Below are 24,470 nucleotides of genomic sequence, written 5' to 3' on the forward strand. Positions count from 1 at the left end.
TTAAAGCTCGTTATGTTAACGAGCTTTTTTATTTAAAACTTTGAAGTTACACAAATCTCTTATAACAGTTTTCATATTTTGTCTGTATTGTTTTTCCTTAACAGCACAAACAAATACTATTGAAATCAAGGCAAAACTCCTTGAAGATAAACAACGATTATTTATACTTCAAAAAACGGTGTTTTACAATAATTCTAAAGATACCTTAACCAATATCTTCTTACACAATTGGGCAAATAGCTTTAAGAATAACGATACACCTTTAGGGAAACGTTTTATGGAAGACTATAGAATGAACTTTTATTTTTCTAAAGAAGAAGACCGTGGTTATTCGGAAATTAACAATTTAACCGTTAACTACGAGCCAACATCTTTTAAGGAAGTTAAAAACAAACCCGATATTCTTGAAGTTCTCCTAAACAAAAAACTATATCCAAAAGACAGTGTTGTAATTAGTACTTCTTATGTTGTAAAAATTCCAAACGCCAATTTTACGAGTTACGGTAAAACAAAAAACGGTTATCATTTAAGATTCTGGTATTTGACACCAGCTGTATATGACGGAGATTGGAATACTATGAGCAACCTTAACATGGATGATCTGTTTCAAGAACCAACCAATTATAAAATTGAAATAGACATTCCTGAAAATCTTTCATTAGAAAGCAACCTATATCAATACCACACTAAGAAAGAAGGAATTAATAGTTATTATTTAATAGGAACGGAAAAGAAAGATATTATTTTAAGCATAAATACACCTTCAAGATTCTTTTCCTTTCGAACCCATAATAAAGAAATAAAAACAGATGCTTTTAATGGAAAACTGTCCAAAAAAGAAATAACCGCCATAATAGATCAACAATTAAAATTTATTGAAAACTATTTAGGTAAAAATCCGCACACCGAATTTTTTATAGACTCAAGAACAGTCAATAAAAACTCACTTAGAGAATTGTATGGTTTACCTAGTTGGTTAAAACCTTTTCCAAAAGCCTTTAGATGGGAAGTAAGTTTCTTTAAAGCTTTAACGAAAAAATATATCGATGATGCGTTAAATTTTAATAGGAGAAAAGATTATTGGTTTGCAGATGGTTTAGAAACTTTTTTAATGATGGAGTATATGAAAAAATACTATCCAGATATTACCATCTTAGGAAAATATTCAAAATACTGGCCTATTAAGACGTATAATTTGGCTCAATTAAAACAAAATGATAAATACCCTTTTATTTATCAATTTAGTGCAAGAAAGTTTTTTGATCAACCTTTAAATACAAGAGCCGACTCCTTATCTAACTTTAATAGAAAAGTAGTAAGCAAATACAAAGCTGGATTAGGGTTTAAATATTTACAAGGCTTTATAGGAGACAGTATTTTTAGAAAAACATTAAAACAGTTTTATCAACAAGAAAACTTTAAAACAACGTACAGTAATCTATTTACAGATATTCTTCAAGAAAACACTTCTAAAAATTTAGATTGGTTTATAAATGATTATGTAAAAACAGATAAAAAGATAGATTATAAAATTAAAAAAGTAAGATTTTCAAAGAACAGAGATTCTTTATTAGTTACTATAAAAAATAAAAGAAATGTAACAGCTCCTATTGCTTTATATGGTATTCAAAAGAAAAATATTGTTACCAAAACATGGATTCCAGGTATCGATTCTACCAAAACAGTAAAAATAAAGCTTGGAAGTTTTAATAAGCTCGCCTTAAACTATGAGCAAATATATCCTGAACATAACTTTCTTGATAACTTCAGAAATGTAAACAATAGCATCATAAGCAAACCCTTGCAATTGCGTTTTTTCAAAGATGTAGAAAATCCCTATTACAATCAGATATTTTATTTCCCTGATTTTAAATACAATTTATATGATGGCCTTATCATGGGAGTTACTTTTAACAATCAACCCATTATTACACGTAATTTTGAATTTAGAATTACACCAACCTATAGTACCAAAAGTCAAAATTTTACGGGGTCCTATCTTTTCGCGTACAATCACTTTTTTGAAAAATCGAAAATTTACAAAATTAGATATGGTATTAGCGGTAGTAACTTTCATTATGCTCCAGAGCTAGGCTATAATACCTTTTATCCGTTTATTACACTACAATTTAGAAGAAATACTCTAAGAGATGTTGGGTCTCAATTTATATTAGGAAGACTTGTATATGTAAATAAAGAAGTTGCTCCAAACACACCTAAAACTGATAGAGATAACTATAAAATATTTAATTTAAGATACATTCACAGTAAACCCAATGTAATACATAGATTACAATATGCAGTAAACGCAGAGTTTGCTACTAACTTTTCAAAACTATCTACAGATATTAGATATCGTCAGTTTTTTGATCTACAACGAAGTTTTGATGTTCGTTTTTTTGGTGGGGTTTTTACTCATAACAATACCGAGGGAGACTATTTTAGTTTTGGTCTAAACAGAGGTACAGATTATTTATTTGAACAAAATTTATTTGGAAGATCTGAGAGTTCTGGAATATTTAGTCAACAATTTGTAGTTGCAGATGGTGGGTTTAAATCTAATTTTGACAAACCATACTTTGCCAATCAATTTATTGCTTCTGTTAATACAAGTGTGAGTATATGGAAATGGGCAGAAGTATATAATGACTTTGCTTTATTAAAAAATAGAGGTGACAATGCAAAGTTCTTTTATGAAAATGGAATTCGCCTAAATTTTGTACCAAATATCTTTGAATTTTACTTCCCAATATACACAAATCAAGGTTTTGATATCACTAAAGAAGCATATCCAGCCAAGATTAAATTTATAATTACAACGAATCTAGACCAGATTTATAATTTTATTCGAAGAGGAATTTTATAAAACATTCAATAAAAATCTATTTTTTTGCTTTTTTTTGAATTATTCTCAATAATAACTAAAATTTTTAAATATCAATTAAAAAAACTATCTTTGTAAGCGTATCAAAAATAGTAGATTATGACGCAGAATACCGAACTAGCTAACACTCAACAACTTTCTTTTGAAGATTTTAAAAATGAAGTTTTAAACGACTATCGCATTGCTCGTATAAGTCGTGAATGTAGTTTACTCGGAAGACGTGAAGTTTTAACAGGAAAAGCTAAATTCGGAATTTTTGGTGACGGTAAAGAAGTACCTCAATTAGCAATGGCCAAAGCATTTAAAAATGGAGATTTTAGATCAGGGTATTATCGTGATCAAACTTTTATGATGGCTATTGGTGAATTAAATCCACAACAATTTTTTGCTGGATTATATGCACATACAGATATTAATATAGAACCTATGTCTGCTGGGCGTCAAATGGGAGGTCATTTCGCTACTCATTCTTTAGATGAAAATGGTGACTGGAAAAACCTTACTGCGCAAAAAAACTCTTCTGCAGATATCTCTCCAACCGCAGGGCAAATGCCGCGTTTGTTAGGATTGGCACAGGCTTCTAAAATCTACAGAAATGTAAAAGGTTTAGAAAATCACACCAACTTTTCTAATAAAGGAAACGAAGTTGCTTGGGGAACGATAGGTAACGCAAGTACGAGTGAAGGTTTGTTTTTTGAAACCATCAATGCTGCTGGGGTTTTACAAGTACCAATGGTTATGAGTGTTTGGGATGATGAATATGGAATCTCTGTACATGCACGCCACCAAACTACTAAAGAAAATATTTCAGAAATATTAAAAGGATTCCAAAGAGACGATGAAAATAACGGATATGAAATTTTTGTTGTTAATGGTTGGAATTATGTTGAATTAATCGACACTTATAATAAAGCTGCAAAAGTAGCTAGAGAAGAGCATGTACCTGTTTTAATTCATGTAAAAGAATTAACACAACCTCAAGGACACTCTACTTCTGGTTCTCACGAACGTTATAAATCAAAAGAACGCTTACAATGGGAGCAAGAATTTGATTGTATTGCTCAAATGAGAAAATGGATTTTAGAGTTCGAACTTGAAGATGAAAATGGAGCTACTTTAAAATTTATTGATTCAGAAGAAGAGTTAATTGCCATTGATAAAGCAGCTAAAAAAGAAGTAAGCAAAGCAAAGCGTGATGCTTGGGGAGCTTTTACAAATGAAATAAAATCAGAAGTATCTAGTGCTATTGATTTATTAGAAAGAGTTGCTCAAAAAAGTAGTAATGGTACGTTTATTTCAAAATACAAAAACGATTTAGGGGCTATTGATGAACCTATTAGAAAAGATATTTTAGTTGCAGCACGTAAAAGTTTACGTCATTTAAAAGAAGAAAACTTTGCTGAAAAAATAGAACTACAAAATTTTATTAAAAGCGCTATTGATAATGCTGCTGTTAAATACTCAGCGCATTTATTAAGTGAATCAGATAAAGCTGCTCAAAATATTTCTGCAAATGCACCTACCTATGCATCAGAAAAAAACATGGTAGATGCTCGTATTATTATGCGAGATAATTTTGATGCCATCTTTGAAAAACACCCAGATGCTTTAGTTTTTGGTGAAGATGCTGGTCATATTGGAGATGTAAACCAAGGCTTAGAAGGATTACAAGAGAAATTCGGAGAACTACGTGTTTCAGACACAGGAATTCGTGAAGCAACAATTTTAGGACAAGGTATTGGAATGGCAATGCGTGGATTACGTCCAATAGCTGAAATTCAATATTTAGATTACCTTTTATATGCTTTACAAATAATGAGTGACGACTTAGCAACACTTCGTTACCGTACTTTTGGAAAGCAAAAGGCACCGTTAATTATTCGTACTCGTGGACACAGATTAGAAGGAATCTGGCATTCGGGATCACCAATGGGTGGAATTATTAATAACATTCGTGGAATTCATGTATTAGTTCCTAGAAACATGACCAAAGCCGCTGGTTTTTATAACACGATGTTAGAAAGTGATGATCCTGCTTTAATTGTTGAATGTTTAAATGGATACCGTTTAAAAGAAGAACTACCTACAAACTTAGGAGAATTTAAAACACCTATTGGAGTAGTAGAAACTATTAAAGAAGGAACCGACATTACCATTGTTTCTTATGGTTCTACACTAAGAATTGTTGAAGAAGCTGCTAAAGATTTAGCGCAAGTTGGAATTTCTGTAGAAATTGTAGATGCGCAAAGTTTATTACCTTTTGACATTAACCATGACACTGTACAATCGGTTGCTAAAACAAACCGTTTATTAGTTGTTGATGAGGATGTACCAGGTGGAGCTTCTGCTTATTTATTACAAGAAATTGTAGAAAATCAAAATGGTTACCGTCATTTAGATAGCAAACCACAAACATTAACTGCAAAAGCACATAGACCTGCATATGGTACCGATGGAGATTATTTCTCTAAACCATCTGCTGAAGATATTTTTGAAAAAGTATATGAGATTATGCATGAAGCTAATCCTCAAAAATTCAAAAGCTTATATTAAGCACAAAAAAAAGCGACTTTTTTGAAAGTCGCTTTTTTTTATTTTATAAGTATTGTTTATTCTGATTTTTCAACCTCAGCTTTTACATCCTGAACATCAATCTCTGTATTCTTAGATTGATAATCTTTCACTTTATTCTTTATATTTTCAATAAATACAGATTCTGATAAATCTGAGTTATCCACGATTTCTTGTAGTGCCTGAATTCTTTCTGTCATGGTAGCTTTTTCATTAGCTAACAAAGCATACTTAGCAGAAGCTATATCTACAGCATTTGTCGATATATTCGATGATTTAACCCATCCCTCTTCAATATATTCGCCGTCAGCTCTTTTTCCCTTTACCTTAATCCAATCTCCACTATTTTCAATAGTAGCAACGATATCCATTACACTGTATTTCTTATCTGTTTTGGTTAATAGATCAGGTCTTTTATAAACCATTGCATCTTCTAAAAATGCCCCTACCTCACCATTAACAGCTAAAAGGCTTGCTCTAGTCCATCCTTCTTTACCATCAATAAGTCTTACTTTATAATACAGCTTTTTTGTCTTTTCGTTGGTAGTTTCTTCTCCAAGTAAGGTAATTTTCTCACCTAAACTCATAGAAGTAATCCATTTTCCTTTTGGTTCTGGAGTTTCTCTGATAGACAACTTTTCTATCAAGCAAATAGCGTTATTAGCTTGTTCTGTTTCTTTTTCATGCAATTCAACCTTATTCTCTTTCGCAAGATTTTCTTTAGTTTCATTTGACTTTCCATTTTCCTTACAGCTTGTAAAGAAAAACGATACTGAAATAATAGCAATAAATATTCTTTTCATTTTAATAAATTTTCAACAAATATAATTTTTTACAATTACACAAGACCATTAATTATACTTTCCTTAATAGAAAATTACCAATTGCACATTTCATACATTTTTTTGAATTACAATACTGACTCTTTAATTCCAGTAACCCTTGGGTATCAAAGGCGTTTTGAGCAACAATCTTTACTTCTGAAAATTTCGTTATAATCGTATTTTGCTCACGCTTTATTTCTTTCAAAATGGCAAACAAGTCCTCATTTAAGGCTTCTCCTCTACTTCTTTTCCAAATAAATTTTAATGGGATAATGGTATTGATAATCAATAAATCTATGAATGACTTTGTGAGTTTTTTATTCGATTTTTTAGAAGAATTTTCGAATGTGTAATGTGTTTTCCAAAACAAATCTACTTCCACAGAAAAATAAGTATATAGCTCCTCTAAACTATTTATGTTCATTACATCAATAAACAAATTAGCATATTTATGATACAAGGCTATTAATTGTGCCAAACGGATAGTTGGAAAATTAGATGGACGCATTCTAAAGAACTGAAACTGTCCGTTAAACAATGGTCGCAATTGAAATTTTCTTTTGAGGTATTGATATTCTGTCTTTAACTTTAAAAAATAAGGCTCTTCTCCAACATCCTCTAAAAATCCTGCCTGGCCAAAAAGCAAAGCAGACAATATTGTTTTATCATGTCTAACTTTTCTTATTAATGAAAATTCAAAAGATTGCGCTAAACTCAAAAAAGCTTCACCATTTACATTGAGTCCAAAGTTTTTTGCTAACAATTGAAAAAAGACAGCTTCAAAATCGTTATTTATTTCTTCCAATAGGCTTTGTACAAAAAGAGCTTTACGTTCTAAACGTTCAAAATACAATCGTTCCAACCAATTGTTTAATATAAAAGAATCTACTTCCGTAATTTGCGATGCACAAGGAATCCAATTTTCGTTCTTAATAAAAAGCTTATAATAATTATGTAATACACTTTTATCAATAAAATCTTTCAGTACTAAAGTAGGTAATGGTCTATTGCTTTTTGTAAACACATTGGTATCATGTTCCCAAACCACATGCAAAACTACTGTGTCATAATTCGTATCTATTTCATGTTGATGTACATACCAATCGGAGGATTTTACATGAATCTCTACGGTACCAACCCATAGTAGCTCATTAATTTTTATTTGTGCATTTAAAAAATCTGGACCTGCATTGGTATTCAACGTTCCAGGCTTCAATATTTTCACTCTTTCACCTTGAACAGTAGTTAGCTTCTTAAAATCAAACAGTTGCTGTTTCCATATAAAATGTAAAAAGTTCTCTTTCATCTGTATTTGTATTTAGTATCAGATGCGATTCACTAGAAAACATAAAAATGGGTAGTACGTTATGACCATAGCACATCATAACATTTGAATATTTTTGTAAATTCACTCAATTTTTGTCGACCTTTAAGTTATGAAAAATTTCATTAAATCTCTCTTCATTAGTGCATTTCCAGTATATGCCTTGGTTATTTTTACCAAAACACTCCTAACAAATAGCTTTTCATTGCATAATATTGGAGTACTTGTTTCGTCAATTGCAGTAGTATTATTTTTCTCAATGCTCTTTATAAAACCAGTTGCCAGAACTACCAAAACATTAACCTTTTACTCAGCTTTAATAAGTATTGGTTTTGTATTAAACCTATTAGATTTCAATAGAGATTCTTTATTAATTCCGCTTTCAATTGCTTTAGGCTGGTTAGCTTATTTAACTTGGTACTCTACTTTTAACTCAAGAGATATGTCTGTTTTAGACTTTGGAAAAAAACTTCCAGAATTCTCACTTGAAAACACAGAGAACGAAATGGTTAACAGTAACTCTTTTACAGGTGACTTTAAAATTTTCATCTTCTATCGTGGTAATTGGTGCCCGTTATGTATGGCTCAAATAAAAGAAGTAGTACGTGAATACAAAGAGCTTGAAAAAAGAAAGGTAGATATGTTATTAATAAGTTCTCAGCCTCATAAATTTACCAAGAGCTTAGCCAAAAAACACCAAGTACCCTTTCATTTTCTAAGAGATATCGATAACAGAGTTGCCAAGCAATTAAAAATTATTCATGAAAACGGACTTCCAGCAGGGTTTCAAGTATTAGGATATGAATCAGATGTCGTATTACCTACTGTAATTATTACTGACAAAAACGATAAAATAATCTTTGCTGACCTAACAGATAACTATCGTGTACGACCAGAACCGGCAACTTTTCTAAGAATTATCGATAACTATAAAGGCTAGTTAATAGTAGTATCAATTTTTATAATGAAGTTAACAGTCGATTTCTAATCTTCTATAGTATTTTTGTTTCAAAATTATAACACATGAATAGTATAGAAAATTTACAATGGCGTTATGCTGTTAAAAAATTTGACGAACATAAATCACTATCTACAGCACAAATCAATATTTTAAAAGAAGCTTTTAACTTAACAGCTACTTCATATGGTTTACAACCTGTAAAAATGGTGGTTATTAATAACAAAGAATTACAACAACAATTGGTACCACATTCTTGGAACCAACAACAAGTAGCCCAAGCATCACATGTATTGGTTCTATGTATTCCAAAAGAGTTTACACAAGAAGATGTAGAAAACTACTTTACACTAGTAAAAAATGTTAGAAATACTCCAGACGAGATTTTAAATCCGTTTAAAGAAATGCTTTCTTCTTCTGTAGCTAGTAAAACACAAGAAGAGTTACGTAACTGGAACAAAAACCAAGCGTATATTGCTTTAGGAAATTTAATGACTGTTGCAGCCAATGAGCAAATCGATTCTTGTCCAATGGAAGGATTTGTTCCTGAAAAATATGACGAAATATTAGATTTAGCACAACACAACTTAACCTCAGTATTAGTATTACCTGTTGGGTTTAGAGCTGAAGACGACTATATGAAAGATCTTAAAAAAGTTCGTAGAAAAACCGAAGAAGTTATTATAGAAATGTAATTAATGTCACCTTGAGCGCAGTCGAAAGTTTTCAATTGCGCTCATTTGATAGCTATCTTCCTTGCCAACATTTAATTTATAGTTACAATTTAGTACATTCGTAATTCATAATTTAACTGTATGCAACCACTACATATACTCCTACTTATTTTAGCTTATTTCGGTGTATTAATTCTTATCTCGTACATCACTGGTAAATCTGCTAACAACAACACCTTTTTTAAAGCAAATAACTCTTCTCCTTGGTATTTAGTTGCCTTTGGTATGATTGGGGCATCTCTTTCTGGAGTTACCTTTATTTCTGTGCCTGGTTGGGTAGAGAGTCAGCAAATGGGCTATATGCAAATGGTGTTAGGGTATGTATTAGGATATGCTGTAATCGGATTGGTATTATTACCACTTTATTACAAGTTAAACCTAACCTCTATTTATACTTATTTAGAAGATCGCTTCGGAAGATACTCCTATAAAACAGGAGCTTCCTTTTTCTTATTATCAAGAACTGTAGGAGCGGCTTTTCGTTTGTTTTTAGTAGCCAATGTATTGCAGTTAATTTTATTTGATGCTTACGGAATTCCATTTTGGGTAACCGTAACCATTACCATTTTACTAATCTGGTTATACACATTTAAGGGAGGAATTAAAACCATTGTTTGGACAGATACCTTGCAAACCTTATTTATGCTGATTGCTGTAGGTGTTTGTATTGTAATGATTAAAGATGCCATGCAAATAGACAGTTTATTCTCCTATATTGCCGATAATGATTTATCTAAAACTTTCTTTTTTGACGATGTAAAAGCTGGAAGCTATTTTTGGAAACAGTTTTTCTCAGGTGCCTTTATTGCCATTGTAATGACCGGATTAGATCAAGACATGATGCAAAAAAACTTAACCTGTCGTAACTTAAAAGATGCACAAAAGAACATGTTTTGGTTTACCATTGTATTAGTGATTGTAAACTTTTTCTTTTTAGCCTTAGGAGTTTTACTAACCGACTACGCAGCTACGAACGGAATTGATGCACATAGAGACAATTTATTCCCAACTATTGCGATGAGTGGCGAATTAGGTATTGCTACTTCCCTATTCTTCTTATTAGGGTTAATTGCTGCCGCCTATTCAAGTGCAGATAGTGCTTTAACTTCCTTAACTACTTCCTTTAGTATTGACATTTTAGAAATAGATAAAAAAGAAGATGAACAAGAAAAAATAGCTCTTCGTAAAAAGATACATGTGTTATTTTCATTTATCCTAATTGCTACGATTTTAATATTTAAATATTTTATTGCTGATGCCAGCGTCATTGCTAAAATATTCCAATTTGCTGGGTATACCTATGGTCCTTTACTTGGATTGTATGCGTTTGGATTATTTACCAAACTCAATGTAAAAGACAAATTAGTTCCTATAATTTGTTTGGTAGCTCCAGTACTTACCTATTTTATAAGTGTATATAGTAAAAATAGTTTAGGCTTTGATTTCGGGTTCTTTGTATTAATCTTAAATGGAGCCATTACCTTCTTAGGTTTACTTTTAATAAATAATAAGAACAAGAAGAGTACATCAATTGTTCTTCCATTAATTATGTCTTTTCTTGGTTTTACTAGAGCCATATTAAATGGGTTTGAAGATTGGAGAGCAATCTTATTTTTAATTTTAGGAATTGCTTGGTTGGGTATTGTACTATCAAGATATAAAAACAATTAAAATGCCAAAGAAAGGAAAAGCAAAGAATACAGTAAACAAGGCAAAGCATACACGCTTAATGAAGCAAAAAGAAAACAAGCTTCGTGTAGAAAAGCAACGCAATAAAGAACGATTAAAAGCTATTATAAAAAAAGCCAACGAAGCTAAAGAACAACCAGAAGATGACAGCACAACAGATCATTAATCAATTTGATTTAACCGCACACCCAGAAGGTGGATATTTTAAAGAAACTTATAGAAGTAACGGAATTATCCAAAACGAACATTTATCTCCAGAATTTGTAGGAGATAGAAATTACTCGACATCAATTTACTTTTTATTGACTTCGGAAAAGTTCTCAGCCTTTCATAAAATTAACCAAGATGAAATTTGGCATTTTTACAAAGGAAGTACTTTAAAATTGCATATGATTTCTCCTGAAGGAGACTATTCTTTTGTACTTATAGGAAATAATTTAGAACAAAACGAACAACCTCAGTTTGTGGTACCTGCGGGATATTGGTTTGCTGCGGAAGTGGAAGCAGAAAACACTTATGCTTTTACGGGTTGTACAGTAGCTCCGGGATTTGACTTCAACGATTTTGTATTACCAGAAAGAGAAGCCTTAATTGCACTCTTCCCACAACATAAAGCCATTATAACAAAGCTGACACATCATTAAAAGATTAATTGCTATGAAATTAAAACCATATTCTACCTGTTTTAATAGGCTTTGTTTATGCTTTTTAAATTCAATAGTTTAAAGCAATCGTGTTTTTCTTAACTTAGTATCGCTAAGGATACGTCATACCCAACTCATAAATACGAAACGATGCTTACTTTTAGAAACGCCACAAAAAATGATCTTGAAACTATCGTAGCAATGATAGCGGATGATGAACTTGGAGCAAAAAGAGAAAATTATCAGTTACCCTTACCTAAAGCATATATTAATGCTTTTGAACAAATAGTTTCTGATAAAAACCAAGAACTTATCGTGGTAGAAAATGAACAAAAGGAAGTCATAGGCACCCTACAACTTTCCTTTCTTCAATATCTTACTTATCAAGGAGGAATACGAGCACAAATTGAAGCAGTAAGAATTCGTAAAGATCAAAGGGGTAAAGGAATTGGAAAGACAATGTTTGTTTGGGCTATAGAAAGAGCTAAAGAAAAAGGTGCACACTTGATACAACTCACTTCAGACAAACAACGTCCTAAAGCAATTGAATTTTATAAAAACTTGGGCTTTAAAGCAAGTCACGAAGGAATGAAGTTACATTTTAACTAGCTTTAACAACTATAATTATGGAAGAATTTGTCCCACGTCTTTTCGGAAGTATTGCATTTCCAATAGCTTTATGGTGGCATAGAAATAGTTTACCAAAAAATTCATCTTATACCGATCCAAAAATGGAATATGCTATTTTACAAGATGCAGTTTTTTGGGAAGACGAAGGACTTGAAAGAGCTAATCCTAATATTCGTAATCCTTTTATGCATGTTATTATGCATCGTACAAATCTTATTGTATATCCTAAAAATGAAATAGAAAATACCGCTTCAGATCGATTTAATAAAAGAATATTTAACATCGCTAAAAAATTGTTTCCAGATTGGATTGGATTTCAAGAAGAGAGATGTACTTATAATCCAGAGTTGTCTCATAGAATTAAACGCATTCGAAAAGTATCAGAATGGAAGCTTAAAAAGTTTTTGGAGGAAGATGATAAACTTTACGATTATACCGACCAAAATTAGCATATATTAGACTCCAAAAACTAAACAATTCTCACAACTCTTGAATAAACTCAATCCATCTATAAAACATCATGTATGGGTAGGACTCTTTAGTAGTCTTTGGATCTTCGTTTTTACCTATATCATCAAACCCTTTGATAGTGGAAAAGCTGGACTGGAAGAATGGTGGTTGTTTTTAAGTATTGGTTTTAGTTTTATTACTTTTCTAAGCTATTTTATCGCTGTACTCGTTCAAGACAATATTTATGTGCAACTAGAAAAATGGAATATAGGATTGGAAATAAGCATTTTGTTACTCTTTTTTCTATTAAACCATGTATTGAGTTATGCCTATTATAAAAGTCCGTTTTTAAAAGGTATTTGGAATTTCTCTGAGTTTTCAAACGCACTATTCAAATCCCTTTTCTTATTTGCTCCAATTGTTTTATTTGCGAGATGGTTTATTCTAAGATTTGTTCCTCAAAAAGTAGTCCCAGTAACAACACCACAAAAAGATCCGTTGTTAACTATTAAAGGAGAATACAAATTAGACATTTTAAAAATTCAGCAATCGGAATTAATTTGTATTTCAAAATCTCAGAATTATGTGGAAGTTTTCTTTTTAGAACAAGGCATCTCAAAATCAAAACTGATTCGATCTTCTCTAAAGAAAATTCAACAAAAACATCCTTTTTTAATTCAAGTTCATCGCTCGCATTTAGTCAATCCAACTCATTTTAAATCTTGGAAAAGCGCCAATACGCTTTCTCTTACGCATATAGAAATTCCTGTTTCTAAAAATTATAAAAACAATACCGTTGTTTTTCACTCCTAAGCCCTATTTCGAAAGTTTTTCATGACCTATATCGCATAAACTTGTACCATTTTAAAATTGCAATAAAAACGAACCACTCCCCTACTTTTTAAACAAAATAACTTCCAAAAATGTACATGGGAATTTTTATTTAGTACCTTAGGAACTTAATCTACCCTAGTACTATGATTCAATCTTATAAAAAGAAACCTATACTACAAGAAAATTACGATACCATTATTATTGGCTCTGGAATGGGCGGACTTGCCACTGCTGCAATTCTTGCCAAAGAAGGACAAAAAGTATTGGTACTTGAACGCCACTATACCGCTGGCGGATTTACCCATATTTTTAAACGTAAAGGTTACGAATGGGATGTAGGAATTCATTATATAGGAGAAGTACAACGTGAAAAAAGCATCCTAAAAAAATTATTCGACTATGTAACCGATAGTCAACTAAAATGGCAAGACATGGGCGAAGTATATGACAAGATTATTATTGGTGATAAACATTATGATTTTGTAAAAGGTGTTAAAAACTTTAAAAAGCAAATGATTGGTTACTTCCCAGAAGAAGAGCAAGCCATTCATACCTATGTCGACACGGTTTTTAAAGCTGTAAAAGCCAGTAAAAACTATTATATCAGTAAAACCTTATCACCTTTTGTCAATAGCATTATAGGCGGATATTTACGCAAACCTTTTCATAAATATTCCGATAAAACTACTTATCAAGTACTTCGTGAAATGACCGATAACGAAGAGCTCATTAAAGTACTTACGGGTCAATATGGTGATTACGGATTGCCTCCAAAACAAAGTAGTTTCTCTATGCATGCCTCAGTGGCACGTCATTATTTTGATGGTGGAAATTTTCCTATTGGAGGATCTTCTCAAATTGCCAAAACCATTGATCCTGTGATTGAAAAAGCAGGTGGGACTATTTTAGTAAGTGCCGAAGTAGATCAGGTAATGATTGAAAAAGGAAAAGCTACTGGTGTACAAATGAAAGATGGTAAAAAAATCACCGCAAAAAATATTATTAGTAATGCCGGATTGATTACTACCTATAACAAATTAGTACCTCAACAAACGGTAGAAAAATTCCAGTTAAAAAAGCAATTACAAAAGGTAAAACCATCGGTGGCCCATGTAAGCCTATATATCGGATTGGAAGGAACTCCAGAAGAACTAAACATACCAACTACCAATTATTGGGTATATCCTGAAAAAGGAGACCACGATAGCTGCGTGCAAAATTATTTAGACGATTTATCGCAACCTTTCCCAGTGGTGTATATGTCATTCCCATGTGCCAAAGATCCAGATTGGTCGAACCGCTATCCTGGAAAAAGTTCCATTGATATTATCACCTTGGTACCTTATGAAGCTTTTGAAGCGTGGAAAGGATCTTCATGGAAAAAACGTGGAGATGAATACGAAAGTATCAAAGAAAAAATAGCACAACGATTATTACAAGAGTTATACAAACAATTACCGCATTTAGAAGGCAAAATAAGTTATTATGAATTGTCTACTCCATTAACCACAGAACATTTTGTGAATTACGAAAAAGGTGAGATTTACGGTTTGGATCACAGTCCATCTAGATTTAGACAAGGGTTTTTAAAACCAAAAACACCTATTAAAAACTTTTATTTAACCGGACAAGATATTGTTACTGCCGGTGTAGGTGGTGCCCTATTCTCAGGAATCTTATCGGCAACGGCCGTCACAGGAAAAAATATGTTGAAGAAGGTATTGTAATACCTATTCACTTGTTCTAATATCAATAAACGTACTTAACCTTTTGGGTTCAGTACGTTTTTTTAGTTACATTAGAATGTTCAATTTATTGACTACAATTAAAAAACTATGAAAAGATTTTTAATATTGCTATTCTTTATGGGGCTTGCTGTTGACTCCTTTGCTTTGAGTCCGCAGGGTCCAGATTATATTATCTATAAGAATGATACTATTCAAACATATAACTTACTAATTGAAGAATATCTACAAAAAACTAAAGATGACCAAGGGAGGCTATTTAATTTGAGTTTTAGAAACTCTATTGATGGAAGTTCAGGAAATTCATTTAATTGCTGGAGAGGATATCAAGCCATTTATGAAATAAGAAATGATAGTTTATTTGTTAATGCAATTATCGATTGTCATTCTTTGGACAATGAAAATCAAATTTCTAAAAACTATATCCATAAAATTTTCGGAAGCAAAGTCCATAACAATAGTGTTTTTGTTGATTGGTACAGTGGAAACATTAGTTTTCCTATAAAATCTAAAGCTAATAAAATACTACGCTGGGATGGAGTCTTTGAAAGAGTATTTTTACATGAAACAATGATAACTATAGAAAAAGGTAACATAGTAGATATTGATAACCTTCAGAACTATATAGATTTAGAAAAAGGAATAAATCGAATTGAAAAAGGCTCAATTAATAGTATTTTATTTAATCAAATAAAAAAATTCAAATGGACCGATTCAAATAAAATAGATTGCGGACAGAAATACTCAATAGTAATTGGAAAAAAAGGAAAAGTAACAGATGTAATAATGCCTGAGTATACAACTGAAGGTTTTATTGAAACCTATTGGGATTCAAAACGAGAATATAAATATTGTATCAAATCAATGAAAAAAGCACTTTCAAAATTACAGTTTGATATTCTAAAACGTAAAGGTAAAGCAATCGAGGAAAAATTTATTATTGAAATTTGGTTTGAAGATGACGGAACCATCAAAAACTGGACGTATTAAAACTTCATTTTGGTAAAAAAAATGAGACTTAAGCATTCACTAGACAAGTAGTTAATACCTGAAGAATAAAATGAAATTAAGTAATAAAGCCGAAAAAGTCTTAGCCGATAGCAGATTAACAGCAATAGACTTAAACTCTGAATATATATCTTCTCTACATTTTCTCATTGCTCTTTTAAAATCAGATAATCTACCAAGAAAGGTATTTGATTCTAAGAACTGGAATTTTGAAGAACTCTCTGAATCTTTAAAATCTGAAAAAGAAACTGAAAATGAAATTGAAAGATACTTTTTAACCAAAGAATTTGAATATACACTAAAGAATGTAAAATTTTATTCAAAGATGTATTTTGATAAAGAAACTAAACCAGAATATATTTTATTATTCATGTTAGCAGATAAAAAAAGTTACGCTGGTAGATATTTGAGAGAGATTGGAATGGATTACTTAATCTTTAAAAATGAAAGTAAAAAGTATAGAGAAATGAGAACCTCTAAAACCTTAGAATTTATAGGTTCTAATCGGTTTTTAACATCTATTGGATTACCAAAAAACCTAAATAATCTATTAAACAAGACCTAATAAACGTATAATTAATTTGTTAAAAGTTAATCTCTATATTACGATCTTATCTTTTTAATTAACTTTACCTCACTAAAATTGCAAATTATTATATCCTACAAAAAAAATAGTATGAAAATATTTACCTCCTTTTTACTTACAATACTTTTTACAAGCATTTGTTTTGGACAAGAACAAACCATATTTAAAGTTGGCGAAGAATTTAATTCCGTTTTTCAAGATCTTAAAAATGGCGTTTTTAATGGTAGTGTAAATGGAATTTTAATTGTAAAAAAAAACAAGCAAACAGAGTTAATTTTTGATTTTCAAGGAAGTGAATCGACACTAAATATACTACCTCAAGAAGAGGAAGTTTATGATGTGAGCACAAAATCTTATTTAGGAAAAACAACAAGTGGAAGAACAGAAATTAAATATGAAACCTATGCTTATGCAAACGGAATAGGAATAAAACTCAATGGACAGTGGTTTGAACTTTCAGCAATAGATGGTGCTTGCGATATGGTTATTAACGGACTCGATTATTCATACCATTCAGAAAGCTCAGCTGAATATTTAGTTATCAAAATAAACAAGGAATTAGAACTAAATAACTGGAGATTTTTAATAAGAACAGAACATAAAACAGATCCTAACAATATTCACACGTTAATGAAAAAAAAGAAATCTATTAAAGTACTACCTAATTCTACCATCGTATTTGCCATTAAGAGAAAATAAAGCCTTCATATTTTTAATTAACTTTACCTCACTAAAAATTGCTAAACATTCAACCATGACATTGAACATAATTAATCGAAACTACATTTTTAGGCACAAGTATTTTGTAGTGTTTAAAATAATTGGAGTTGCCTACTTTTACTTTTTATTACGATATACTTCACCAAGTACTGATGATTCTTTTTTGAAATATGAACATCTAATTGAAACTACATCTCTATCATTTGCTATTTTAACTTTCGTTTTAGTCATCCTTAATGGTATTCTGTATTCCAAATATGGACAAATAATTATTGAATATAAATCAATTACCATCTTAAAAAATGGATGGAAGAAAAAAATAAAGTTAGCTAAAATCAAATCCATTAGAGTTGAAAAGTTAACAGGAAATGAATTTCTTTTGAAATTAGACAAATTCATAATAGATCTAGAAATTAGTCCAACGGAATTAGAAAAACTCAAGAAATTAGAAATGGTTACGCCTATAAAGTTTGATAAACCATCCATAATTGATAAAATAAAAAGTAGACTTCGAATATTTGCTAGAAATAAAGATTTTATGGACGAACCCTATCGAAAGTAAATACGGTTTTATCATATTTTTACGATAACCTAAATTATCCTACTTAATAAAAAAAGCTATGTGTAATCGAAAGGAAAGATTGAAGTTGTGCGCTTGCTCAGATATGAATACCGATAAAATTCAAAAACTCTATTCAGATGAAATAAAATCTTTAGGTAAAAAAGATTTTCTAAAAGTTATTAGATGGAAATTAAGTAAATATTTAGGTCATGAATGGAGTGGAATGGACGGTTTAATGATTATGCCTTCCAAAAATTTGACTCAAGGATTAACTGAAAATTTCGTAATAGAGGAATTGAATAAACAAAACTGTTTTGACTTTGACTATATCCCAAATGAAGGTGACAATTTAATTTTTGAAATAGGTTGGTTATTCAACAAGAGAGGAAAAAAAATTGAACGTGAATTAGAATATGAATATTCTTCATATATTTTCAAAGCTAACAAATGGAAAGCTGATTCCTATAATCCGTTTTATGAGAAAACAGAAATAATTAATGAAGGTATCTTAAAAAACATTTGGGAATAATGACCGTCCAAATAGAAGAAACTTTGATACAAGAATTTGGCTTTCCGAAAGAAGATTTGGACGAAATTGACATGGAGCATTATTAATAAAAAACTGATTTGAAAAATTTCATACAAAAACTTTTAAATAAAGACTTATATCCTGAATTAACAAAAGCTGGAGGACTTTCTATTGGATTAAATAATGCTTTTGAAGCAATTAATTCTGAAATCAGGGTTGAAAATGAACGACCAAAAGAACGCCCGTTTTCCTATGCTCGAATTGAGAAAAACAATAAGTTCTCACAAGTCTATATTGCCTCAGAGGAAAAACTCTATTTGTCAGATTTTTGGAAAGATGGGGTCTGTTTAGCTAATGGAAAAACTGACAACATTACCAACCTAGTAAAATCTTTACATGTATGGCTTAACAATGATATTTCTACTAAAGAATTGTCTCTTAAATTCAATTTCATTCACCCGAATAAGAAATCTGAATCATTTGACGATGAAAATGAAATAGAATATACTTGGAATAAAATACTCAACGATGGATTTGCAGAATTAAATCCGTTTATTCAATTGGCAATCAAAGATCATCTAATTAGTAAACTTTTTCCTTATACAAGTTTATACACTCTTTGCTTTAGTCGATGTACTGGATATCCTTATGATTCTTTAGATTTACCAAATGTAACTCCAAAATCAAACTCTTGGTCCTTACCCAAAGAGATAAAACAAAAAACCAATAAGAATCCTTCAACAGGTGAAATTATTTACATAGTCACAAAAAATAGAAATCAATATTTAGGAGAAGGAAATGCTAAAGAAACTTTAGAATTAGTTAAAAGTAATTTACCTAAAGATTTAGCACTTGCCAAAAAGGGAATCAGTAAAAATTAAGTAATCTATTTAATTTCAACAGTTTCTCCTTAAATTAAGAACATCGACACCTTAAAAAAGACAATATAAAAACACTATGAAAAAAGTTCTCTACATAACTGGGCTTATATTTTCGTTTTTCGGGACGTTACTCTTCTATTTCATGGCACTTAATACAGGCGTTAGTTTAAAATACGAAACAGGGTTTGGAGAATGTATTTCTCAAGTCTCTGGGATTAACCTGTGCAAACAGCAAAATTTATTGTTAGGATTCACCTATGGCTCTGGAATCGTATTTCTAGTTTTAACAGCTATTTTGATATATAAAAAATCAAACAAAAAAATAAATACTTTTTAAATACCTAATCCTTTAAAAGCTTCCAAATATTTAATTAACTTTATCTAATAAATTGCTACTCAAAATGAAAAAAATATTCGGAATTATATGGTTGATTGTAAGCTTTCTTTATGCATACCAAGGGTATAATCTTTTATACCATTATTCAACACCAGAGGTTTTGTGGGCTTTTATAATTCCCATTTCCATAGCCTATACAAAAATAGTTTGCGGCATTATATGTCTATTCATTGGTGTTAAATTTCTGAAAGAAAACCCTAAAAACAATTACCTGATTTTTTCCCTTACTTTTCTTCTGGTTATATATTTTATTATTGATATTATTCAATATGGAATATCATCCATTTATTACTACAGAGAAAACATTTTATTGTTGATTCTAGTTGCCCCAACATTTTATAAATTAAAAACAGCTATTAGTATTGCTAACCTGATTGAAAACTTTAAACAAAATAAAGTAAGAACCGTTGGTATTCTAGTGTTAGGTTGTCTCCCATACATATTGGCAGAATTGATAAACTATAATTCTTATAAATTCTTACACTAAAAAATATATCCGTAAGAAAACACCATAAATCTCAGGTGTACACCTACTCTTTTACTGACATTCAGAAATTCTAATTTCTATTAAACATTTAAACAAATTGAAAACAAGATTTTACCTATTACTATTGACACTAGCTTTTCTATTTCAATCATGCATTTTTAGTGGTTGTGAAAAAATAAATCTACCTAAAAAAGACATTGAATGGTTGGATAATTATAAGGTTAATCAAATATTATATTTTAAGAATCAAAATCAAGACATTGATTCACTTATAGTATATAAGAAAAATTTAAACTATTCACCATGTAATAAATTAGAATTAAGTGAATATCAATATCAAGAAGCTAGTATTAGAATAAATGACATGAATGAAAACGACTTAGCTTGGAGTAATAGAGTTCAAGTTGATTTCACTCAAAAGGCTAAAAATGAACCTAGCTTAAAACATTTTTATGTTTATGGATATAGCTTCAACATAAGAAACATAAAGAAAGAACTAAAAGACACAGTTTTACATTTAAAATATTTGAGTGGCGAAAAGGTTAAATGTTTTGAATTTGACACAAAAAACAGCCCTCAATACGAACATAGTAAAAGTAATCTAAGTAAATTTTATTGGAGTAAAGAAAGAGGTTTAGTTAAATTTATTATGGGAGAGACGTTAGAATATGAAATTTTTCAAAAATAAGACAAAACTTTCACAAGCATTTTATACAACCCTCACTCAACCACCTAAACAACAAACTATTAACACATATTAAACCTTTATAAGAAAGTAGGGTCTTAGAATAAGAATAACTTAAAATAGTTTCGTATGAATAGGGTAGTTTATGTAACAGTTTTTGCAATTTTTATATTTATAGCATGCAATACAGAAGAATCAATTACTATAAACAATACAATACCAGTAGTTAAACAAACATCTTCTTATACGGTTTTAGTAGATGAAAATATTGTATTTGCTAAAGGACTCAGTCATGATGGCATAAGCCCTAGCACTCAAGAAATGCCGATATTACTAGATGTTTATCATCCCAATAACAATTCTACAAACAGACCTGTTTTTATGTTTATTCATGGCGGAGGATTTCAAGGGGGTACAAAGACCAAACCCGAAATAATAGCAATGGGAAATTACTTTGCTTCAAGAGGATGGGTCTTTGTTTCTATAGATTATAGAACCGTAGAAGATTTAGGAACTATTTTTACAGGAATTGCTCCACAAAAATGGATTGATATTACCCTTCAAAATTCATCATCTCCGGGAGATACAAAAACTAGCATTGCAATGTATGCCGCTCAAAGAGATGCAAAAGCTGCCCTACGTTGGATTATTGCAAACGCGAATACATATAACATAAACTCAGATTATATAACTGTAGGAGGTGCGTCAGCAGGGGCAATTACCGCCATTGCCTTAGGTATTTCTAACCAAGAGGATTTTAGAGACGAAATTCCACTTTATGAAGATCCTACTCTATCTACTACAAATCTTAGTGAAACTTTTGTGGTAAAAAGTATTATTGATTATTGGGGAAGTAATGTAAAATTGGACGTGTTTAATTTGGTATATGGAACGGAACGATATGATAGTAATGATCCTGAATTGTTCATTGCTCATGGAACATTAGACCCTACCGTTTTATATTCAGAAGCTACCGAATTAAATAATATATACAACACGTTAGATATCTATAGCGAACTAGTACCCTTAGTAGATAAAGGTCATGGTCCTTGGAGCGCAACAGTAAATGGCAAAAGCTTATTTGAAATGTCTTTTGATTTTTTAGTGGAAAGACAAAATTTAAACATCCAATAAAAAAGTAATACGTTTTTTACCTCCTTACGCTACTCTTAAAAAAATAAGGTAAAACCTTACTTTCATTACGGTTTTCCGTAAGGCTAATTCTTTTTTTTAATTTAAATTGAGCTAGTCTAATACTCAATAGACATATAATAAATAAGCTGTGGTTCATATTCTCTCCCAAGCAGCTCATGGGAACAAAAACAATTCAACCGTATAAATTGAATTCTAAATTAATCGAATATGAAAAACAGAAAAATCCACTTTATTAAACTAACACTCTTATTTTTTGGTGTTATAGTAGTATTTCAAAATTGTCAAAATGACGAAGAAAACGTTCCTAAATTTCCACATGAGAACACGTTAAAACTTAACTTAAAAACTGTTTCCTTTCAAGATGCTCAATTTTTTTTTGATGTAGAGATTGAAAGACAAAAAAGAAAACACTGTGCAAGTAAGGATAACTCTTCTTTTCTGGAATTAATACCAAATTGGAATACAATTAGACATGATAATCTGTATGGTATTGACGAAGCCCAACTAACTTTAGCTGATATTAAGGTAAACAGAAAAGGTGATTATGAATCTAAACTTTTCTTTATAAATTTAAATGGTAAAATAGAAAGTATTATTTATACAATTTACCCAGAAAAAATTGCCGATAATGGAAAGATTATAAGTGCAAAAATGTACTTTAATAAACTAAATGGAGAGTTTTTTGATGGATATAAAATTGTAAATGGAAAAATAACAAAACGATTTGTGATCAAAGAAGGTGTTAATATACAGAGCGCAAGTTTTCTAATTTTCTTTCAAAGTAAAGAAGATTGCTGGAACACTGATTATTTACCTGAAGACGGAGTCCTTGAAGAGATAGATTTAGGAACTGTTAATGGCGATGAAAATCAAGGTGGTGGTGGAACACCTGTTACCTTAAACATTTCGTCGATTAATTGGTATTATCTTGGAAATGGTAACTCAACAGGACCTATTTACTCTAGTGGCGGAGGCGGCAGTATTACGAGTGGTGCAGGTACTTTATATGCCAATAGTGTAAAAGAACTTGCAGAAGGAGAAGAACAAATTATTAATAACCTTACAGATAAAGCGCTTTGCTTGTATAATAAACTTGTGTCATCAAGTACAGATTTAAATAAAATGATTCAAAAATTTGACAATGATTTCCCTGTGAGTCATTTGAAACTTGATATGGGAGATATTGGAAATTCAAAAGGTAGGACTATTGCACCTAATAATAACGGATTGCATCCTTCACCTGATTATATTATTACTATTAGATTAAATAATAATAGTAGTGTCAATGGAGTAAATTATCGTCCTAATTTAATGGTAATAAAAACTATCGTTCATGAAATAATACACGCCGAAATGTATAGAAAATTATTATCCGTACTTGATAATGGCGGAAATATTGACGGAGTAACTAGACAAGATGTTTTAGATGCCTTAGATGGTAATTTTCCAGGTATGTACGACTATTTCAGACGTCATAAGAATTGGCAACATCAACAAATGGCTACTCATTATAGAGAGACTATTGCAGATATTTTACAAAAATTTGACAATAACCAAAATTCTCGTCAATTTTATATGGATCTAGCTTGGGAAGGTTTAATTTATGAGTATGGTTCTAATGCAATTTACACTTGGACAAATTTATCACAAGATAAAAAAAATAGAATTAAAAGAGTCATAAATGACTATATTGAAAGTAATAAAAACGAAAACTGTCAGTAATGAAAAATATCATTATACTATTCATTTGCTTATTTACATACAACTCTCACTCTCAGGAAGAAAAAGAAAGTATATATCTTTTTTTTGATCTTAAAAACAATAAAAAATGTATTGTGGAAGATGGAAGCGGAAATAAACTAAGTCTTAATATCTATAGAAAAGAATTAAAAAAGGATAAGGTAATTTTTCACATTTGTGGTGAACAGTTTTTTTTGAATAAGAAAACCGAAATAGATACCTGCAATGTTAAAAACATTAAAAATCTAAATATTAAAAGTTTAAATTATATAAAAGACAAGTATCAAAAAGAGAATAGTTTTAAACACCATGTATTTAAACAAATAAACATTGTAGAAAAAATATCAGAAACCAAAATTGTAAAATACCTGAACGTTCGTTGGTGTTGTGAATGGATATCAGAAGACTAGATAACAAAACAAATTCACAAAAA

General features: G+C 30.6%; 23 protein-coding genes. 21 read left to right on the forward strand and 2 right to left on the reverse strand.

Features of this window, described 5'->3' with window-relative positions:
* Window positions 1-40 precede the first annotated feature (40 nt).
* Entirely contained in the window at window positions 41-2,866 is a 2,826-nt protein-coding gene (locus Q0873_RS11045; RefSeq protein WP_299107128.1) for an aminopeptidase, read from the forward strand.
* A 117-nt stretch (window positions 2,867-2,983) separates the two neighbouring features.
* Window positions 2,984-5,437 carry an alpha-ketoacid dehydrogenase subunit alpha/beta gene (locus tag Q0873_RS11050; protein ID WP_299107130.1) on the forward strand — a complete coding sequence of 818 codons (2,454 nt, stop codon included), beginning with the start codon at window positions 2,984-2,986 and terminating at the stop codon, window positions 5,435-5,437.
* Between the two features lie 56 nt (window positions 5,438-5,493).
* Here Q0873_RS11050 and Q0873_RS11055 read toward each other — a convergent pair whose 3' ends face one another.
* Window positions 5,494-6,258, reverse strand: coding sequence for an SH3 domain-containing protein (locus tag Q0873_RS11055; RefSeq protein ID WP_299107133.1), 765 nt, complete (start codon window positions 6,256-6,258; stop codon window positions 5,494-5,496).
* Between the two features lie 52 nt (window positions 6,259-6,310).
* Entirely contained in the window at window positions 6,311-7,585 is a 1,275-nt protein-coding gene (locus Q0873_RS11060) for a DUF2851 family protein (protein WP_299107135.1), read from the reverse strand.
* Window positions 7,586-7,715: 130 nt separating this feature from the next.
* Between Q0873_RS11060 and Q0873_RS11065 the strand changes: the two genes are divergently transcribed.
* The 19 genes from Q0873_RS11065 to Q0873_RS11155 all read left to right on the forward strand — a co-directional run bounded on the left by Q0873_RS11065 (window position 7,716) and on the right by Q0873_RS11155 (window position 24,447).
* Window positions 7,716-8,543 carry a peroxiredoxin family protein gene (locus Q0873_RS11065; protein WP_299107137.1) on the forward strand — a complete coding sequence of 276 codons (828 nt, stop codon included), beginning with the start codon at window positions 7,716-7,718 and terminating at the stop codon, window positions 8,541-8,543.
* Between the two features lie 83 nt (window positions 8,544-8,626).
* On the forward strand, window positions 8,627-9,256 hold the full coding sequence (locus Q0873_RS11070; RefSeq protein WP_299107138.1) for an NAD(P)H-dependent oxidoreductase: 630 nt from the start codon (window positions 8,627-8,629) through the stop codon (window positions 9,254-9,256).
* Window positions 9,257-9,376: 120 nt separating this feature from the next.
* Window positions 9,377-10,966, forward strand: a complete 1,590-nt coding sequence (locus Q0873_RS11075; RefSeq protein WP_299107140.1) for a sodium:solute symporter — start codon at window positions 9,377-9,379, stop codon at window positions 10,964-10,966.
* 1 nt (window position 10,967) lies between these two features.
* Window positions 10,968-11,150 carry a hypothetical protein gene (locus tag Q0873_RS11080; RefSeq protein WP_299107142.1) on the forward strand — a complete coding sequence of 61 codons (183 nt, stop codon included), beginning with the start codon at window positions 10,968-10,970 and terminating at the stop codon, window positions 11,148-11,150.
* On the forward strand, window positions 11,128-11,628 hold the full coding sequence (locus Q0873_RS11085; protein ID WP_299107144.1) for a cupin domain-containing protein: 501 nt from the start codon (window positions 11,128-11,130) through the stop codon (window positions 11,626-11,628). The genes Q0873_RS11080 and Q0873_RS11085 overlap by 23 nt, the downstream gene beginning before the upstream one ends.
* Window positions 11,629-11,778: 150 nt before the next feature.
* A complete protein-coding gene (locus Q0873_RS11090; protein ID WP_299107146.1) occupies window positions 11,779-12,237 on the forward strand; it encodes a GNAT family N-acetyltransferase in 459 nt (152 codons plus the stop codon).
* 17 nt (window positions 12,238-12,254) lie between these two features.
* Window positions 12,255-12,707 (forward strand): hypothetical protein, encoded by a 453-nt coding sequence (locus tag Q0873_RS11095; protein WP_299107147.1) that lies wholly within the window; start codon window positions 12,255-12,257, stop codon window positions 12,705-12,707.
* A gap of 40 nt (window positions 12,708-12,747) precedes the next feature.
* A complete protein-coding gene (locus Q0873_RS11100; protein ID WP_299107149.1) occupies window positions 12,748-13,521 on the forward strand; it encodes a LytTR family DNA-binding domain-containing protein in 774 nt (257 codons plus the stop codon).
* A 164-nt stretch (window positions 13,522-13,685) separates the two neighbouring features.
* Window positions 13,686-15,269 carry an NAD(P)/FAD-dependent oxidoreductase gene (locus Q0873_RS11105; protein WP_299107151.1) on the forward strand — a complete coding sequence of 528 codons (1,584 nt, stop codon included), beginning with the start codon at window positions 13,686-13,688 and terminating at the stop codon, window positions 15,267-15,269.
* A gap of 108 nt (window positions 15,270-15,377) precedes the next feature.
* Window positions 15,378-16,277, forward strand: coding sequence for a hypothetical protein (locus tag Q0873_RS11110; RefSeq protein ID WP_299107153.1), 900 nt, complete (start codon window positions 15,378-15,380; stop codon window positions 16,275-16,277).
* A 70-nt stretch (window positions 16,278-16,347) separates the two neighbouring features.
* Window positions 16,348-16,860: a Clp protease N-terminal domain-containing protein gene (locus Q0873_RS11115; RefSeq protein WP_299107155.1), complete on the forward strand. Its 513-nt coding sequence runs from the start codon at window positions 16,348-16,350 to the stop codon at window positions 16,858-16,860.
* Between the two features lie 111 nt (window positions 16,861-16,971).
* Window positions 16,972-17,580 (forward strand): hypothetical protein, encoded by a 609-nt coding sequence (locus Q0873_RS11120; protein WP_299107157.1) that lies wholly within the window; start codon window positions 16,972-16,974, stop codon window positions 17,578-17,580.
* A gap of 55 nt (window positions 17,581-17,635) precedes the next feature.
* Complete coding sequence (locus Q0873_RS11125) at window positions 17,636-18,163, forward strand: hypothetical protein (protein WP_299107158.1); 528 nt, start codon at window positions 17,636-17,638, stop codon at window positions 18,161-18,163.
* A 103-nt stretch (window positions 18,164-18,266) separates the two neighbouring features.
* A complete protein-coding gene (locus tag Q0873_RS11130; RefSeq protein ID WP_299107160.1) occupies window positions 18,267-18,692 on the forward strand; it encodes a hypothetical protein in 426 nt (141 codons plus the stop codon).
* 98 nt (window positions 18,693-18,790) lie between these two features.
* Window positions 18,791-19,573, forward strand: coding sequence for a DUF6193 family natural product biosynthesis protein (locus Q0873_RS11135; protein ID WP_299107162.1), 783 nt, complete (start codon window positions 18,791-18,793; stop codon window positions 19,571-19,573).
* 981 nt (window positions 19,574-20,554) lie between these two features.
* Window positions 20,555-21,145 carry a hypothetical protein gene (locus tag Q0873_RS11140; RefSeq protein ID WP_299107164.1) on the forward strand — a complete coding sequence of 197 codons (591 nt, stop codon included), beginning with the start codon at window positions 20,555-20,557 and terminating at the stop codon, window positions 21,143-21,145.
* Window positions 21,146-21,271: 126 nt separating this feature from the next.
* Entirely contained in the window at window positions 21,272-22,276 is a 1,005-nt protein-coding gene (locus Q0873_RS11145; RefSeq protein WP_299107166.1) for an alpha/beta hydrolase, read from the forward strand.
* A 228-nt stretch (window positions 22,277-22,504) separates the two neighbouring features.
* Complete coding sequence (locus Q0873_RS11150) at window positions 22,505-24,019, forward strand: hypothetical protein (protein WP_299107168.1); 1,515 nt, start codon at window positions 22,505-22,507, stop codon at window positions 24,017-24,019.
* The gene (locus tag Q0873_RS11155) at window positions 24,019-24,447 is read left to right on the forward strand and encodes a hypothetical protein (protein ID WP_299107170.1); all 429 of its coding nucleotides are present in this window, start codon (window positions 24,019-24,021) and stop codon (window positions 24,445-24,447) included. Before Q0873_RS11150 ends, Q0873_RS11155 begins: the two co-directional genes overlap by 1 nt.
* Window positions 24,448-24,470 lie beyond the last annotated feature (23 nt).

The sequence above is a fragment of the uncultured Tenacibaculum sp. genome (assembly GCF_947498805.1).
Lineage (GTDB): Bacteria > Bacteroidota > Bacteroidia > Flavobacteriales > Flavobacteriaceae > Polaribacter.

Coding starts and splice junctions, on each gene's coding strand:
- Q0873_RS11050 (WP_299107130.1), top strand. CDS start 2,984: ATGACGCAGAATACCGAACTAGCTAACACTCAACAACTTTCTTTTGAA.
- Q0873_RS11055 (WP_299107133.1), bottom strand. CDS start 6,258: ATGAAAAGAATATTTATTGCTATTATTTCAGTATCGTTTTTCTTTACA.
- Q0873_RS11060 (WP_299107135.1), bottom strand. CDS start 7,585: ATGAAAGAGAACTTTTTACATTTTATATGGAAACAGCAACTGTTTGAT.
- Q0873_RS11065 (WP_299107137.1), top strand. CDS start 7,716: ATGAAAAATTTCATTAAATCTCTCTTCATTAGTGCATTTCCAGTATAT.
- Q0873_RS11070 (WP_299107138.1), top strand. CDS start 8,627: ATGAATAGTATAGAAAATTTACAATGGCGTTATGCTGTTAAAAAATTT.
- Q0873_RS11075 (WP_299107140.1), top strand. CDS start 9,377: ATGCAACCACTACATATACTCCTACTTATTTTAGCTTATTTCGGTGTA.
- Q0873_RS11080 (WP_299107142.1), top strand. CDS start 10,968: ATGCCAAAGAAAGGAAAAGCAAAGAATACAGTAAACAAGGCAAAGCAT.
- Q0873_RS11085 (WP_299107144.1), top strand. CDS start 11,128: ATGACAGCACAACAGATCATTAATCAATTTGATTTAACCGCACACCCA.
- Q0873_RS11090 (WP_299107146.1), top strand. CDS start 11,779: ATGCTTACTTTTAGAAACGCCACAAAAAATGATCTTGAAACTATCGTA.
- Q0873_RS11095 (WP_299107147.1), top strand. CDS start 12,255: ATGGAAGAATTTGTCCCACGTCTTTTCGGAAGTATTGCATTTCCAATA.
- Q0873_RS11105 (WP_299107151.1), top strand. CDS start 13,686: ATGATTCAATCTTATAAAAAGAAACCTATACTACAAGAAAATTACGAT.
- Q0873_RS11110 (WP_299107153.1), top strand. CDS start 15,378: ATGAAAAGATTTTTAATATTGCTATTCTTTATGGGGCTTGCTGTTGAC.
- Q0873_RS11115 (WP_299107155.1), top strand. CDS start 16,348: ATGAAATTAAGTAATAAAGCCGAAAAAGTCTTAGCCGATAGCAGATTA.
- Q0873_RS11120 (WP_299107157.1), top strand. CDS start 16,972: ATGAAAATATTTACCTCCTTTTTACTTACAATACTTTTTACAAGCATT.
- Q0873_RS11125 (WP_299107158.1), top strand. CDS start 17,636: ATGACATTGAACATAATTAATCGAAACTACATTTTTAGGCACAAGTAT.
- Q0873_RS11130 (WP_299107160.1), top strand. CDS start 18,267: ATGAATACCGATAAAATTCAAAAACTCTATTCAGATGAAATAAAATCT.
- Q0873_RS11145 (WP_299107166.1), top strand. CDS start 21,272: ATGAATAGGGTAGTTTATGTAACAGTTTTTGCAATTTTTATATTTATA.
- Q0873_RS11150 (WP_299107168.1), top strand. CDS start 22,505: ATGAAAAACAGAAAAATCCACTTTATTAAACTAACACTCTTATTTTTT.
- Q0873_RS11155 (WP_299107170.1), top strand. CDS start 24,019: ATGAAAAATATCATTATACTATTCATTTGCTTATTTACATACAACTCT.